Below are 16,226 nucleotides of genomic sequence, written 5' to 3' on the forward strand. Positions count from 1 at the left end.
GCTAAACTGTCAGGTTGAGTGATAAAAAGAAACGGGTAACAAAATGAAAAAGCTGACTGACTGAGATTTTAACCTTAAATTTACGCTGTTAAGGGGAGAAAAAAAATCAATCAGTAACTTTTAGGTTTTCGCCAATCGAAAGGACAAAATTTGATTTATCGTTCATTTTCATCAGTTTTTCTATAGCGATATCATATTTTCTGGCAATCGAATACATCGTCTCGCCGGGTTGCACCACATGCACCGTCACCCTGTTGGCTGGTAGCACCGACGGATTTAAAACCTCCTTTACATCACTGGTGTCTCGCTTGATCAACAGTAGCTCTTGCCCTATCGAAAGTATGCTGTTGTCGGAAAGGTCATTCCACTGCTGCAGCTCCGCTTTGGTAACGCCATAGCGTCGTGCAATGCCATACAGGGTTTCACCCTTGCTGACAACATGAATGTCCCTGGCGGCCTCCCTGTCCGGAGTGAAAGCCTGCCTCTCTTGCTTTGCTTGCTCAGCGTTTGAAGTCTTAACGATGGGCTCAGGATCTTCTTGCTCTTCGAAAATGAGCTCTTTGGTTGTCAAAGCTGGCTCCTCATCGAAAGGTTTTACTGCCTCAGCAACTTGTATTTCTTCCTCCCGCACCACTACCGCTGGCTCCCTGGATGACGGCGGCGCTGGTTCACTTTTAACAATTACCGGCAAGTAGTTCTCGCTGTTATCTTTTATTTCTATATCGACCGACGAGGGACGTCTTTGCCTGAGCCAAAGCACCCGGCCCACCTCAGGTTTATCGATGGTGAACATTCTGTTTTTCCTTGCCAGTTGATTGAGCTTAATGCCGTACTCCTGCGCTACGTCCCAGAGCGTTTCTCCTTGCTTAACGGTATGATAATAAATGTTCGACCTCCAATGTTTGTTTTTCAGGTAGTAGACCTGTCCCTCTTCAAGGGCCTGGTTTGGCCGCAAGTCATTGTATTTCTCAAGCCTTTCCACTTCCACTCCTGACTTGGCCGCCAGCGTCTTCAGGTCATCGGATTTTGTGGCGATAATAGCCGGAATCCCATTTATTTCCACTATGAATGAAGCAATACGGCTGTCGATGGTTTTTTTCAGATCTGGGTACTTTTCCTGAACCAAGGCGGCATTTTCGTCCCGGACCGCTATTTCCTCACTATCGACAGAAGGTGAGGACGCCTGTGTATGCTTTTGCTCATTTTTGGCAATAAGATCCACTTTATCGCCTTTCTGTACTGGGATAATCACAGAGTATTCCTTCTCACTTGGTACGGGACCTCTCTTTAGCCACTTGTTGTACTGAAACACGAGTGCCTCGTCGGCTTTCAGCTCTTTCGAGATTTTGTCCAGAGGTTTGTCGGCACCCTTTGTATACTCTCTCAGCTCCAGGCCTGACGAGGGGCGCCCGCCTAATTCGTCCTGAAAGGCGATCATATGCGCCAGAAAAGTCTTGAAGTACCAGTGCGTGTCCTTGTCAATGGTCATTTTACTCGCACCGAAGTTAGATTTATCTACATGCTTTTCAGCGCCGGTCTTCCCTGTATTGTGTGCTATCACGGAGTAAACCCAGTTATTAAAAAAGAAGTTATGCCGCTTGATGTACTTACAGGCTCCTTTGGTAGAGGAAACTATATTGAGCCGTTCGTCCACATATTTATCGATGCGGAGGCCCACTTCCCGGCCTGCTGGCTCTTTGAACATCCAGAAGCCAACCGCATTGGAAGAAGAAACCGCATCAGAAACCAGGCCGCTCTCCTGTATCACCAGGTATTTAATGTCATCGGGCAGGTTCTCTTCCTTCATTACTCTCTCTATAATGGGGAAGTACAGCAACACCAAATCAAGCCTTAAGCGGAAATACCTATCGGAGGCCCTCAGGGCGTCTACTTGCTGCTGGATATCAGACCGTGCCGCATCGGTAATTTTGAGCTTCATGCCAGCAAAGTCCATTTGAGATGGAACCCTTGGTGCGGCGGTATCGGCCAGCCCATCAATCGCCGGGAAGAAGATAATAATTAGGAGAAGGAATCGAAAATGGCACTTTGCCAGCATACACCAGTTGGGAAATATTCGAAACAAAGTTACAAATGAATAGCCAATTCCAAAGTAAGCTACTAGTATTCAGGTAGTTATCAGCAAGTAACGAAGTATATCTTGCTGGACTCCAACTTATTACATTGCCACAGCAAAGTAATAGTTAAAGCGTTTATTTCTTCCTGAGCATCATAAGGCCATCTCTGATTGGAAGCAATACATTTTGCACCCGGGGATCGTCAGCCACTTTTTTGTTAAATGCCAGAATAGTGAGCGTATCGGGGTCATCCTTTTTTCTGTTCTTCTCCAGTACTTTGCCGCTCCAGAGCACGTTGTCGGCCATTATATATCCACCTGGCTTCACTTTGTCAATCACCAGGTCAAAGTAGTTAGTATAGTTTGCTTTGTCAGCATCAATGAATACGAGGTCAAAAGTCGCATCCAGTTTTGGAACCTCTACCATGGCATCACCGATGATATACTCGATTTGCTCTCCGTAAGGCGAATCGCCAATGAACCTCCTTACAATACTTTCAAGCTCTCCATTAATATCTATGGTGGTCAACTTTCCATTTTGCTGTAGCCCCTCGGCCAGGCAAATGGCCGAGTAGCCCGTGTAGGTGCCAATCTCAAGAATTGATGTCGGGTTGATCATGTGTGAAAACATAGAGAGCACCCGCCCCTGAAAGTGCCCCGAGAGCATTCTTGGCCTGAGCACATTAAGGTGTGTATGCCTGTTCAGTCTGCCGAGCAGCTCTGGCTCGTGTTCAGTGTGCCCTTCAATATAGCGGAAGAGGTCAGCATCTATGAAATCCATGATAAGGCTGTAAAATATTTACTCGTATGATAAGAAATTCAAAAATAGGCTTTAGAGATCGTTTTACATGATTTTTTCAATAATAACGAAGGAGTTGGTTGTTCTTTTTAACAATGAAACTAAAGCCTTGAATTATTCACATTTTGGTTACCAAGTAGTTATGTGAGATTTTTTTGGGAATATCGGAAAAGTATAAAATCTGTTTTATATTGATCCCCGAAATAAATCTGGGAGTGGATTTGAAGAATAATTACTAGAAAACGGTTACGCAAACGATTTAAACAGATTTTCCGCAATCGATTGCAATCAAATTTTCTTGGGAAAACTTGACACGTTAACAAATAATTTCTTTAAATTCGACAATTGCTCAGAACAATACCTACTTAAATTATTTGTTTTATGGTTCTTAGTTACAAGTGCCCCAAACGCTGTGCGCTATTTCCGAGTGCACCTCCTGCTACAGTTCCAGCATCAAGCTTTTCCATTTCATTTTCAGTTCCTCTTTATTCGTAACTGAATATTATCCTGTGTCAAACACCGCATGTGTGTCTGGATCGAAATGGTTTGCCTGAATTCAATGAAGCCTTTTTCAAACAATTATATACAACTTCACTTAAACTACATTTTTATGAAAAAAGGATTACTGAAGTACATTTTTCCTTTGATCTGCCTGGCGCTGCTAGCAGTGGCTACCGATGCCGCTGCACAGAACAGACAAGTGTCAGGAAAGATAACAGATTCCGAAACCGGGGAAGGTTTTCCCGGTGTGAGTGTATTGGAAGTAGGAACTTCCAATGGTACAGTGACTGACCTTAACGGAAATTACTCCCTTTCGGTTGGCTCTGGTGCTAGACTTTCTTTTTCCTTCATTGGGTACGTAACCCAGGAAGTGGAAGTAGGGTCAAGAAGTGTGATTGATGTTCCTTTGTCGCTTGACGTAAAGCAGCTTCAGGAATTGGTCATCACTGGTTACACAGTTGACAACCGCCGTGAAACTTCCGGCTCTATCTCAACAGTGAAGCCAAAAGACATCGCTGTTATCCCTACAGGTAACGTAGAGCAGTCTCTTGCCGGTCGTATTGCCGGTGTAAACGTAATTACCAACGGTCAGCCTGGTTCTACCAGCCAGATCAGGGTAAGGGGTTTCGGTGCCTTTGGTGGTAACGCTCCTTTGTATGTTGTTGATGGTGTACCCGTTGACAATACTAACTTTCTTAGCCCTGACGACATTGAGTCAACTACGGTGTTGAAAGATGCTGCTGCTGCATCTATCTATGGTGCGAGAGCGGCTAACGGTGTAATCGTTTACACTACTAAGAAAGGTTCTAAGCAGGCTAAGAAGATCAGTATTGATTACAATAGCATGTTTGGTATGACCTTCCCAGGTAAAGGCATTGAAATGATGAACCCTGCTGATTTTGCCGAGTGGACATGGAATGCTGAGCGCAATCAGGCACGTATCGAAAACCGTGAGCCTGTTTTCAGTCATCCTCAGTTTGGCACCGGATCTACTCCAGTATTGCCTGACTTCCTGAGCGTTGGTGGTGAGTCGGGCCGTATAGGCACCTATACTGCCGCTGAAGCAGCTATGTACAATGTCGATCCGTCTGCTGGTTCTGTTTATCAAATCACAAGAGCAGCTACTGGGGCAGGAACCGACTGGTATGATGCAATCACAGATGTGGCTCCACTTCAGAGACAAACGCTTGGACTTCATGGTGGAACTGATAGAAGCCGTTTCTATTTCTCTACCAGTATTCAGGATCAGGCGGGTATCGTATTGTATAACAAATTCAAGAGATATTCTTTCAGAGCTAATTCTGAATTCGATCTTCTTCCCAACTTGCGTTTCGGCGAGAACATGCAGTTCACTTACCGTTCGGTTCTTGGTCAGCAAGGTAACGAAGGTGGACAGGGTGTAGCGGATGATGAGAACGACATTCTTTCAGCTTTCCGTATGCCAACGATCATTCCGGTGTATGACGAGTTTGGTGGCTACGCTGGTACCGCTTCTAAAGGTTTTAACAACCCACGTAACCCAGTTGCCACAAGAGATGGCTTAAAAAATAACAGAGGTTTTAACGGCGGTGGTTTCGGAAATATTTACCTTGAATATGACCCAATCCCAGGATTGACTTTAAGAACCAACGTTGGTGGTGCTTACGACAACAACTATTACTGGTACTATGGTCGTCGTCAGTATGAAAACTCTGAGAACAACTCTGCATTTAGCTATGGCGAAGGTGGTGGTTGGAACTTCCAGTGGAATTACACTAATACTGCAAATTATAAGAAGACTTTTGGTATCCACAATATCGACATTCTTGTGGGCCAGGAAGCTTTGAATACTGGAAAAGGACGTGGGATGAGTGCGGATGGTTTGAATCCATTTTCGAACGATCCTGATTTCGTAACCATTTCTACTCTTGGGTCAAGAAACCCACCTAACAGTTTCTATTACAAAGGTGTTAATTTCTCTTCCTATTTTGGTAGAGCGAACTACATCCTGAATGACAAGTATATCTTTAGTGCTGTTGTTCGTCGTGACGGTTCTTCACGCTTTGGTTCTGAAAACAGATATGGTGTATTCCCTGCCTTCTCTGCTGCCTGGAGACTTTCGTCTGAAAGCTTTATGTCATCGCTTACGTTTATCGACGATTTGAAGATTAGAGGTGGTTATGGTACTATGGGTAACTCTAATAACGTGGACCCAAACAACCAGTTCAGCTTATACGGAACTTCTATTGCCAACTCTTCTTATGATATTGCCGGATCTAACGGTAATGCAGCTGGTTTCTACAGAAGTAGAATTGGTAATGCTGCTGCCAAGTGGGAGACTTCCGTTACGCAAAACATCGGTATCGACGGTACTTTGTTTGATGGTAAGTTCGACGTGATTGTTGACTTCTGGAGAAAAGACACAAAGGATCTATTGTTCTCTGTGCCAGTGCCACTTCCTCTGGGAGTTTACGCTGCAGCACCATCAGTGAACATTGGTGAAATGAGGAACCAGGGTATCGACTTACAGTTGATCAACAGAGGCAACCTTACGTCTGACCTTACTTACGAGGTAAACGTAACAGGATCACTTCTGAAAAACGAAATTGTCACGCTTGCTGGCGATCTTGAATTCTTTACCGCAGGTACTTCTACTTATAGAGGTATTGCTCCTATCCGTAACCAGCGTGGTTACTCTCTGTCGTCTTTCTTCGGATACGACGTGCAGGGATTGTTCCAGAACGACGCAGAAGTTGCTTCTGCTGCTACTCAGGCAGGTGCAGCTCCCGGTCACTTCCGTTACAGAGATGTTGACGGTGACGGTGAAATCACAGAAGATGACAGGGTATTCCTTGGAAGCCCAGTGGCACCATTCACAGGTGGTATGACCTTCTCATTAGGTTACAAGAACTTTGACCTGGCCGCTTACTTCTACACCTCTATTGGAAACGAGATATGGAACCAGTCACGTTGGTTCACCGACTTCTATCCTTCATTTGCAGGTGCAGCTATTGCTGAGCGTGTAAAGGATAGCTGGAGCCCTAGCAACACGGGCAGCAGTCAACCAGTGTTTGATAAGTCTTCTAACTTTAGCACCAACACACAGGCCAACTCTTATTATGTAGAGAATGGATCTTACCTGAGATTGCAGAACGTAACCCTTGGTTATAAAATGCCGGCCGATTTGCTTTCCAGATTGAAAATGACTCAGTTGAGAGTGTTCGTTTCTGCTAACAACCTGATGACTATCACTGGTTATGAGGGACTTGATCCATCAGTAGGTGGTAACGCTGATATCAACTTTGGTGTTGATGTTGGAAACTATCCAATCACAAAAGGCTTCACTGCTGGTTTAAACATTGGATTCTAAAAACAATTTGATTAAACAATCAATTCGATAATTGATGTTTTTGAAAAATCTAAAAGAATGATGACCATGAGAAAAAATATATTAAAAGGAGCCGCAGGCCTGTTTGTAGCCTTAACGGTTCTGGTGATCGGTTGTAAGGACGAGTTTCTTGAAATTGCCCCAACAGGCACATTGGCAAGGGCTCAGCTTACGTCCGCTAAAGGCCTTGATGGGTCTTTGATTGCTGCCTATTCACAAGTGAATGGTAGAAACAGAAGGATGGGTTCAGCTTCCAACTGGGTTTGGGGCAGTATCCGTGGTGGGGAGCACAACAAGGGCACCGACCCTGGAGACTTCTCTGATATCAACCCAATTCAGCGTTATGAGTACCTCCCTACGCAGGGTGTTATCAATGAAGCTTATGCTTCATGGTACGAGGGTATTGCCAGATGTAACAACGTGTTGGCACTTCTTGCTGATGCTGACCCTGAAGTAACTGATGCAACAAAAACTGCCATTGAAGCACAAGCCAGGTTTTTGAGAGCACACTTCTATTTTCAGTTGAAGATCAACTTTGACGACACGCCTTACATTGATGAGACCATCGACTACGGAACTGGCGTCAACGAAGTAGGTAACGATCAGGATCTTTATCCCAAGATCATGGCCGACATGCAATTTGCTTACGACAACCTTCCTGAAACTCAGGAGCAGGCTGGTCGTGTAAACAAAACTGCTGCTGCTGCTTACTTAGGTAAGATCAACTTGTACCAGAATAAGCACGCTGCTGCATTGACTTTGTTCAATGAAGTAATTACCAGTGGTAAGACCAGCAACGGCAAAACTGTTGGCTTGGTGGCGTCGTTTCCTGACATTTTCAAGGCTGAGAATGATAACCATGAGGAGTCAATCTGGGCTTATCAGTCAGCTGCCAACACAGGTAGTGTAAACAATGCCAACCCTGAGTTTGACCTTAACTGGCCTTACAACACAGGTGCTAATGGTCCTGGTAACTGTTGTGGATTCTTTGCGCCGACGTTTGAGTTGGCCAACCACTACAGAACTAGTGCAAGTGGACTTCCCCTGTTCGACAGAGCGTTTAATAGCCCTGCCAATGAGGTGAAAACTGACCAGGGACTACAGTCGTCTGCGCCATTTACTGAAGACGCAGGTAACCTTGACCCTAGAATTGACTTCACCATTGGTCGCCGTGGTATTCCTTACCTTGACTGGCAGGAGCACCCAGGCTTTGACTGGATTCGTAACCAGGCCAACGCTGGCCCTTACTCTCCTAAGAAGTATGTATACTACAAGACAGACGTAGGGACTTACCAGGACAACAGCTCATGGACACCTGGGTACGCTGCAATGAACATCAATATCATTCGTTTCGCTGATGTATTGCTGATGGCTGCCGAGTGCGAAATTGAGGTAGGAAGCCTTGAAAAAGCACGTGAGTATGTGAACATGGTAAGGGAAAGGGCAGCTAATCAGGATTCTTGGGTTAGGGAATACGATGATTCTGGGTTCGCTGCAAACTATGTGATCAGCACTTATGACACGCCTTGGACAGACAAGACAGCTGCACAGAAGGCTGTGAGAATGGAGCGTAAGCTGGAGCTAGCCGGCGAAGGACAAAGGTTCTATGACCTGGTTCGCTGGGGTATAGCTGCTGAAGACCTTAATGCTTACATTGCCTACGAAAGCAAAATCCTTATCAACGCCATGGGTGGAGCTTCGTTTGACCCTAAAGACGTTCTGCTTCCTATTCCTCAGGGTCAAATTGACCTGATGAATGGTGTGCTTGTGCAGAATACTGGATATTAATTCGCATTAAATAATTTGAATAGATGAAAAGAGGTGGCGATTATCGTCACCTCTTTTTTTATTTAGCATCTCTAAATTTTTCAGGGTATTTTTTGTGCTCGTCTCACACCTAAGTAACCTTGGAAAAATTACTCAAAATGACATTTAGCCGTAAATTTGTGGTCAAGCAAAAAGTGAACTGATATGTTTAGAGCATTAGTAGTGGCAGGCCTGATAGCCATTTTTTTGGCCTCGTGTGGAGACAGGCAAAGCACACTCTTTAGAGAGCTGCCAGCATCCGATACTGGTATCGACTTTTCAAATACAATCGTTGAATCGGACACCTTTAATATTCTCACCAACGAGTACATCTACAACGGAGGTGGAGTGGGGGCTGGCGATTTTAATAACGACGGCCTGACAGACCTTTTCTTTACGGGTAACCAGACCAGCAACAAGCTGTTTATTAACAAGGGCGGGCTCGAGTTCAATGATGTTTCTGCCGAAGCCGGAATTGAAGCACCTGACAAATGGAGTCAGGGAATCGCATTAGTGGATATAAATGGCGATGGCTGGCTGGATATCTATGTCTGCGCCACCATGTATAGCGATTCTTTGAAGCGGGAGAATATGCTGTTCGTGAACCAGGGTGGCTCACCCGGAGGTGTTCCTACGTTTAAAGAAATGGCCAGACAATATGGTGTTAACGACAATGGCTGGAGCACAAACGCTGCTTTTTTGGACTATGACAAAGACGGAGACCTTGACTTATACGTGCTTACCAATGTGCAAAGCGGGCGGATTCCAACCAACTACAGGCCCAAAATAGTAGACGGAACAGCGCCCAACACTGACAGATTCTACAAAAACAACGGTGATGGCACCTTTTCTATAGCCAACAGGGAAGCGGGCATACTTTACGAGGGATTTGGCCTCGGCATTGCTATTGCTGATGTAAACAATGACTCATGGCCCGACATTTATGTGTCGAACGACTTTTTGAGCAATGACTTGCTCTACATTAACAATGGTGACGGCACGTTTACCAATAAGCTGGGCGAATATGTCAGGCACTCAAGCCAGTTTTCCATGGGCAATGATATCGCCGATATTAACAACGATGGTTGGGTTGACATAGTAACGCTCGATATGCTGCCGGAAACAAACTTCAGAAAGAAGACAACTATTGGAAAGAACGTTTATCAGGTTTACATTAATAACGAAAGGTTTGACTATGAGTACCAGCATGTGCGCAACATGCTCCAGCTCAACAATGGCGCTGGTATCCCTTTCAGCGAGATTGGATTCATGTCCGAGATATTTGAAACCGACTGGAGCTGGTCGCCGCTGCTGGCTGATGTGGACAACGATGGCGACAGAGACCTCTTGATTACCAACGGCTTTCCCAAAGACATTACTGACAAGGATTTCGCCAGCTACCGGGCCGATGTGGGTAATATAGCTGGGGCAGATATGCTGGTCGACTCTATCCCAGTTGTAAAAATTTCAAACTTTGCTTTTGAGAACAATGGGGACCTGACCTTCTCCGATGCAACGAGAAAATGGGGCCTTTACAAACCCTCTTTCTCCAATGGTGCGGCTTTTACTGATCTCGACAATGACGGAGACCTTGATTACGTTGTAAACACCATTGATGATGTGGCCCTGGTGTACGAAAATACACTGAACAGCAAAGCCAATAGCAAGCAGGATTCGATTCACTTTCTGCGAGTCAAACTTAAGGGCAATAAAGAGAATCAAGCAGGACTTGGCACGAAGATTACTTTAAAGTATGGCAATGGACAAATGCAATACCATGACCATTCAGTCTATAGAGGCTTTCTGTCTTCTGTAGAAGATATTGCTCATTTTGGGATGGGGAGGACGACGTCGATCGACTCGGTTGTCGTCGATTGGTACGATGGTAAGTCCAGCGTCCTCACTAACGTGGCGGTTGATCAGGTGCTGACGATAGATTACTCATCAGCTTCTTCAGGAGACAATCTTGCCAGGGAGATGCCGGCCTTAGGCGGCAAACCAACGGTACTTGCCGACGTGACAAAATCACTACAGGTGGCTTTTACCCATAAAGAAGAAGATAAAATAGATTTTAACCTTCAAAGAACCCTGCCTCACAAGTTTACTCAATACGGGCCAGCGATAGCTGTAGGCGACATTAACGGGGATGGGCTTGAAGACTTTATTACAGGTGGCACAGCGAATCAGGGCATTCAGTTTTTTCTTCAAAAGCCAGACGGTACGTTTCAGGAGAAGATTGGCGTCGAAAAGAAAGGGGTGGAGCAAAACGAGTACATGGGTCTTCTGCTATTCGACATCGATATTGATGGAGACCTCGATTTGTATGCTGTTTCCGGTGGGGGTGAGTACGTATTCCCGTCTGACAAGTATGCCGATCACCTCTACTTGAACGACGGAAGAGGCAATTTCAAGCTGCAAGTAGACGGAGTTTCGTCGGACCTTCAGTTCAGCGGGTCGATTGCCCGGGCAGCCGATTTTGACAAAGACGGTGATCTGGATGTTTTTGTTGGTGGCCGGGTAGTGCCGGCATCGTATCCTTATCCTTCTCAAAGCGTGCTTTTGGAGAATCAGGGCGGGCGGCTTGTTGATGTTACGGCATCGAAGGCGCCTTTTCTTGCTGACGCAGGTATGATAACAGACATGCTCTGGACCGACTACAATGCGGACGGCCTGGTGGATATGGTGTTGGTAGGCGAGTTTATGCCGATAACGTTTGTAAAAAACGAGGATGGTGCCTACAGAGTTGATCTGAGCACAGGGCTTCTTGAGAAAAAGGGTTGGTGGAACAGTATTGTGTCTGGCGACTTTGACAAAGACGGCGATACCGACTATGTGGCGGGTAACCTTGGGGAGAATAATTACTACAGGGCTACCATGGAGCAGCCATTGAGAGCTTATGCCAAAGACTTTGATGGCAATGCCAGTGTTGACTTGATCATGAGCTGCTACTTTAAAACTGACAATGGGGAGATGAAAGAGTTTCCTCTCCATTTCTGGGATGAGATGAACTCGCAGAGCCCCATGTTCCGCAAAATGTTCTCCAGGTACAAGCAATTTGGTAAAATCACCATGGCTGAGCTGTTTACGAAACAGCAGCTGGAAGGAGCCCTGATATTGGAGGCGAACTACATGAAATCAAGCTATATTGAAAACCTGGGCAATGGCACTTTCAAAATGACGGCGCTACCTATCCGGGCGCAGATAGCCCCTATCAATGGCATGGTAGCAACCGATGTCAATAGCGACGGTCATCTGGATGTGCTGATGGTTGGCAATGACTATGGCAACGAGGTATTTCCTGGTCGATACGACGCACTAACTGGGCTGCTGCTATTTGGAGACGGTAAGGGCAATTTTTCGCCAGTACTTTCAGCTAAGAGCGGCTTCTTAGTAGAGGGCGATGCTAAATCACTTGTGCGACTGAGCTCTGTTGCAGGCAACGATATTTTTGTTGCCAGTCAAAACCGGGGCGACCTGAAGGTATTTGGCCTGCCGAATGACGCATTCAAAGGTACAGTTGTAAAAACGGAGCCAACTGACTTTTATGCTTTGCTGAAGCATAGCGGTGGACAAACTGAGAGGGTTGAATTGACTTATGGGTCAGGGTTTCTGTCGCAATCTTCACGAACTATCAGAATACCTGAAGGGGTAACGCAAGTTGAAATATTTGATTTCAGCGGGGATTCCAGGGTTATTTCATCATCTAATCAATAAATACCGCTCAATGGGCATAATAATTGCATTGAATTGACGATCTAATTCAATGCAATTATTATGAAAACTATACTAGCTACATTGTTCCTTGTTTCATATGCTATTTCAGCTTTCGCTCAGGGCGGACTAGCCTTTTTTTCCAGCGGGAGAGAGATAGCCGTAAGCACCAATTTCGAGAGGAAGGTTTGGGGCGAGTTTCGGTTAAGCACCAAGCCCTACTACACACTTTTTGAGGATGCACGGGTGGCCGAGTATAAGGGAATACCACAGCTGATAGGAAATGCTAACATCATGCACAACGACCAGGTTGCCATGTCGTTGGGGGTCGGGCTAGGCTACAGCCCCTGGGAAGGCGGCGAAGGCGGGCTTGGATTCGTTACTGTTCCTTTAGGCATAAGGACAGCTCCATTTAAGAATGCACCTAATTTTTACCTGCTCGGGGAATTTTCGCCAAAAATTGTACCTGATGGAGAGTGGTATTATGTGATACCGGCGGTGAGCTGGGGCATGAGGTATCAATTTCTCAAAGAGTAGGATAGTTGTTGCTAATGGTTGACTTTACCATTTTCTGGCACAAACACCAGTGTGCTCATGTCATCGTCGACCAGCATTTCATTAGCAAGTTCTATAATATGCTCCCTGGTGATCTTTCGAATGTCCTGAAACACATTTTCCAGACTGGGAACAGAGCCCATATCCAGCAGGCTTTTGGCCATCATCAGCATCATGCTGCCATTGTTCTCTTCGCTCATGGCCAGCTGACCCATGAGCTGCTCCCTGGCTTTGTGAAACTGCACCTCTCCAAGCTTTCGTTCTCTCAGCATGGCAAATTCTTTCTTGATTAGCTGGAAGCTTCTGGAAATATGCCTGGGGTCAGTGCCGAAGAATACTGAGAACAACCCGGTGTCAACATAAGGGTTATAGTTGGCGTCAATTGAATACACATAACCATACTTTTCCCGGAGAGACATATTCAGTCGGGAGTTCATCCCGGGTCCTCCCAGAATATTGGCCAGCATAAAAAAGGGAATCCTCCGTTCATCCGCTATCTTATAGGCAGGCCGGCCTATGGCACATTGAGCCTGGGTGATGGGCTTCACTTCTGATAGAGATGATGGGCGATAAGGGCCAAACAACTTTCGCTGCTTAGAAGAGCTGAAGGTTGGTGAATCGTTGAGGTGTTTTCGCACCAGCCGTTCTATTTTTTTTAACGAAAAGTTGCCTACCGTGGAAACCACCATTCTTTCAGAATCGAGGTTTTCCTCTAGAAACCTTTTGAAATCACTTTGGCTGAAACCCCCAACAGTTTCTTGCGTGCCCAATATATTATGCCCCAGTGGATGTTTTGCAAAAACGACCTCATCAAAATCGTCCATGATGGCGTCTTCCGGGTTGTCTTTATACATCGACATTTCCTCCAGGATCACATTTCGTTCTTTTTCGATCTGTTTTTCCGGAAAGGTGGAGTTGAAAGTGATATCTGTAAGGAGCTCCAGTGCCTTTTCCAGATGGAGATCGAGGACGCTGGCATAAAAGCAAATTTTTTCTTTGGTGGTGTAGGCATTGAGCTCTCCTCCAAGCGAGTCCAGCCTGTTAAGGATGTGGAACGACTTCCTTTTTTTAGTGCCCTTAAAAGCCATGTGCTCCCAGAAGTGAGCGATCCCGAGCTGGTCGGGCGACTCATCTCTGCTCCCAACGTCCAGCATGATGCCAACGTGAGCTATTTTTGTGGAAGCTACCTGCTTGTGGATTAATCTAATACCGTTAGGTAAAGTAATAAGGTCGAATTCAGCCATTTACATTTGTCAGCCTGCAAAACTAATGCTTTTCTCTTTATGAAGGTTAATGACTTCAGGAATGCCGACGGTGTTATAATGCATTTTATGAAAGAAAGTTCAAAAAAGTGGCCAGGAAGTTTCCTGGCCAAAAAAATGGTCGGTTCACACTACGCATCGATGCTCATTGATTTCCGACAGACAGACAAAAAAATAACGTTCTCCTATATTGATTTTAGATAAGCATAAATGGCTTTGAGTTCAGTATCGGTATACTTTGAGGTAGTGGGCCAGGGCATTTCTTTTGGATTCAGGCTTCTTCCTTCCGGCGTAACTCCTGTTCTCAAAGTATTCATGAACTGGTCTTCTGTCATTTGACCAACCCTACCTGTGGCAGTGATATCAGCAACCGGGGGCAATCCGGGAGCGATCGGTCCTCCGCCCTTGAGGTTCTCTCTGTGGCATCCGGTGCATACAGCTACCAGATACTTACCAAAAGCAGCTGATACATTTTCTTCTACCTCTTTAGGCCAGCCCATGTTATGATCGATCATGTCGACGGGCAGCAACGGGACCTTATCAAAATGGGTGAGTATTCTTCCAAGAAAGCGGATGTCGTGTGTCGGCAGGTCGCTATCTACAGGTGGAATTGTCTGGAGGTATGACAAAATAGCGACTATGTCCGCTTTGCTAAGCTGAACAATTTCGTGCGATGGCATAAAAAATAAAGGTTTGCCCTCCTTGTTTACTGCGTGCCTAAGCGCTTTGAGCCAATCAACTACGCCGTAGTCCGACGGGCGACCGCCTTTACCGGATGTGAGGTTCGAGGAAACGATTCTCCCAAGTAATGGATCATCAATGAACACCTTGCCAGCCAAATCGGGCCCATGGCAATCGTCGCATGCTTTGATCGCCACCAGGTGGGCTCCTCTGGTAAGTACAGCGGTGTCTGTAGACAATGTTACAGGATCTTCCCGGAACGAATACTTTTTATTGAACCTCGCCTCAGTGCTCAGATAGATATAAGCGTAAGCGATAATCAACAGCGAAAAAATACAGGCCAGAACAATGCCGACCCATTTGAATGTTTTCTTTAGCATAAAAAATTTGTTGTGACTAGGCGGTTAACGGGCAAACCTTTGGCATGGTGCTACGTAAAACGGAGGGTTTCCTACGCAGAAAGTAATTTTTTATGTCATCCAATAACTTTTTAAGGCTCGATTATTCTGACGTGTTTCCAGCCACCGCTTTGTTGTCGAATCAACCTGCCCTTGACATCGAGTTCAAGCTCCAGGCAGATTTTGGCAGCCACATCTGCACCAACCATTTTTTTGACGGAATCCAAACTTCGTTTTTGTTGGCTGAATTTTCCAGTGCACTGGAAATCTCTTACGAAGAGCCCCGGCGCAGCTTTAGCTTTTGCTTTAATTTTGAAGGAAATGTAGCCTCCAGGCACTGCGGACAACGCTATGACCTGGGGAAAGGGTACTATAACTTCTTTTTCGATCCGGATCCGGCAAAGGCACATTATTTTAACAGTGGGAGCTCATATAACATTTTTCATATGACCATTGAGGCGGAAAAGTTACTTTCTCTGATCGGGCAGGATGATCCGCTTTACGATCGTTTTGCGGATTGTATTTTGAAGGAAAATGGGATTCCTGGTTTTAGAACAAACCTGCCTCTTACCGTACAAGTAAAATCAATTATTGAGTCCATCAAATTTTGCCCGCTAAAGGGAGCGGCAAGGCGCTTGTTTATTGAGTCGAAGGTCTACGAGTTGCTGGCTTTGCAAATTGAGGTTTGGCAAAGAGAGTACGAAACATCTGGCTTTCAACAGCCTTTGGTCAAAGATGTTGAATTGATGCATGCTATACGAGAGTATCTTCAAGTGCACTTCCAGGACGATCTGAGTTTGAAAGCGATTGGCAAGGAGTTTGGGATTAATGAATGTAAACTAAAAAGTGGGTTCAAGGCTCACTTCGGAAGAACTGTTTTTGGCTATATCCAGGAGCTTCGCATGGAGTTTGCCAGGCAATTGCTTTCACAAAAAAGTTTCACAGTAAGTCTTGTGGCTGATAAACTCGGTTACCGGAATGCCAACCACTTCTCCACTGCCTTCAAGAAATATTTTGGCGAAAGTCCGGGTAAATTGAGGAGTTAGTAGTGGGAGGTTGGTAAATTTGAGGC

At 45.5% G+C, this 16,226-nt stretch carries 9 protein-coding genes; 5 read left to right on the forward strand and 4 right to left on the reverse strand.

Translation table 11 applies throughout. The features are described 5' to 3' along the window. Positions 1-106: 106 nt before the first annotated feature. Positions 107-2,083 carry a LysM peptidoglycan-binding domain-containing protein gene (locus tag AAC052_RS06390; RefSeq protein WP_339811816.1) on the reverse strand — a complete coding sequence of 659 codons (1,977 nt, stop codon included), beginning with the start codon at positions 2,081-2,083 and terminating at the stop codon, positions 107-109. A 127-nt stretch (positions 2,084-2,210) separates the two neighbouring features. After that, positions 2,211-2,855: an O-methyltransferase gene (locus AAC052_RS06395; protein WP_339811817.1), complete on the reverse strand. Its 645-nt coding sequence runs from the start codon at positions 2,853-2,855 to the stop codon at positions 2,211-2,213. A gap of 628 nt (positions 2,856-3,483) precedes the next feature. Here AAC052_RS06395 and AAC052_RS06400 point away from each other — a divergent pair. The 4 genes from AAC052_RS06400 to AAC052_RS06415 all read left to right on the forward strand — a co-directional run bounded on the left by AAC052_RS06400 (position 3,484) and on the right by AAC052_RS06415 (position 12,795). Continuing rightward, entirely contained in the window at positions 3,484-6,723 is a 3,240-nt protein-coding gene (locus AAC052_RS06400) for a TonB-dependent receptor (protein WP_339811819.1), read from the forward strand. A gap of 66 nt (positions 6,724-6,789) precedes the next feature. Continuing rightward, a complete protein-coding gene (locus AAC052_RS06405; RefSeq protein ID WP_339811821.1) occupies positions 6,790-8,529 on the forward strand; it encodes a RagB/SusD family nutrient uptake outer membrane protein in 1,740 nt (579 codons plus the stop codon). Positions 8,530-8,712: 183 nt separating this feature from the next. Next, positions 8,713-12,261 carry a VCBS repeat-containing protein gene (locus tag AAC052_RS06410; RefSeq protein ID WP_339811823.1) on the forward strand — a complete coding sequence of 1,183 codons (3,549 nt, stop codon included), beginning with the start codon at positions 8,713-8,715 and terminating at the stop codon, positions 12,259-12,261. 60 nt (positions 12,262-12,321) lie between these two features. Then, positions 12,322-12,795, forward strand: coding sequence for a hypothetical protein (locus tag AAC052_RS06415; protein WP_317488379.1), 474 nt, complete (start codon positions 12,322-12,324; stop codon positions 12,793-12,795). Between the two features lie 11 nt (positions 12,796-12,806). On the opposite strand, the gene AAC052_RS06420 is transcribed toward AAC052_RS06415, so the two are convergent. Then, the gene (locus AAC052_RS06420) at positions 12,807-14,057 is read right to left on the reverse strand and encodes a pitrilysin family protein (protein ID WP_317488378.1); all 1,251 of its coding nucleotides are present in this window, start codon (positions 14,055-14,057) and stop codon (positions 12,807-12,809) included. Positions 14,058-14,260: 203 nt separating this feature from the next. Further along, entirely contained in the window at positions 14,261-15,136 is an 876-nt protein-coding gene (locus tag AAC052_RS06425) for a cytochrome c (protein ID WP_339811827.1), read from the reverse strand. A gap of 92 nt (positions 15,137-15,228) precedes the next feature. On the opposite strand from AAC052_RS06425, the gene AAC052_RS06430 reads away from it, so the two are divergent. After that, entirely contained in the window at positions 15,229-16,200 is a 972-nt protein-coding gene (locus AAC052_RS06430) for an AraC family transcriptional regulator (RefSeq protein ID WP_339811829.1), read from the forward strand. The last annotated feature ends 26 nt before the right edge of the window (positions 16,201-16,226 follow it).

The sequence above is a fragment of the uncultured Imperialibacter sp. genome (genome assembly GCF_963974565.1).
In the GTDB taxonomy this organism is placed as follows: Bacteria; Bacteroidota; Bacteroidia; order Cytophagales; family Cyclobacteriaceae; genus Imperialibacter; species Imperialibacter roseus.

Bases quoted from the DNA above. Each gene is read 5' to 3' on its own strand.
- AAC052_RS06410 (WP_339811823.1), top strand. From the start codon at position 8,713: ATGTTTAGAGCATTAGTAGTGGCAGGCCTGATAGCCATTTTTTTGGCC.
- AAC052_RS06400 (WP_339811819.1), top strand. From the start codon at position 3,484: ATGAAAAAAGGATTACTGAAGTACATTTTTCCTTTGATCTGCCTGGCG.
- AAC052_RS06420 (WP_317488378.1), bottom strand. From the start codon at position 14,057: ATGGCTGAATTCGACCTTATTACTTTACCTAACGGTATTAGATTAATC.
- AAC052_RS06405 (WP_339811821.1), top strand. From the start codon at position 6,790: ATGAGAAAAAATATATTAAAAGGAGCCGCAGGCCTGTTTGTAGCCTTA.
- AAC052_RS06415 (WP_317488379.1), top strand. From the start codon at position 12,322: ATGAAAACTATACTAGCTACATTGTTCCTTGTTTCATATGCTATTTCA.
- AAC052_RS06425 (WP_339811827.1), bottom strand. From the start codon at position 15,136: ATGCTAAAGAAAACATTCAAATGGGTCGGCATTGTTCTGGCCTGTATT.
- AAC052_RS06395 (WP_339811817.1), bottom strand. From the start codon at position 2,855: ATGGATTTCATAGATGCTGACCTCTTCCGCTATATTGAAGGGCACACT.
- AAC052_RS06430 (WP_339811829.1), top strand. From the start codon at position 15,229: ATGTCATCCAATAACTTTTTAAGGCTCGATTATTCTGACGTGTTTCCA.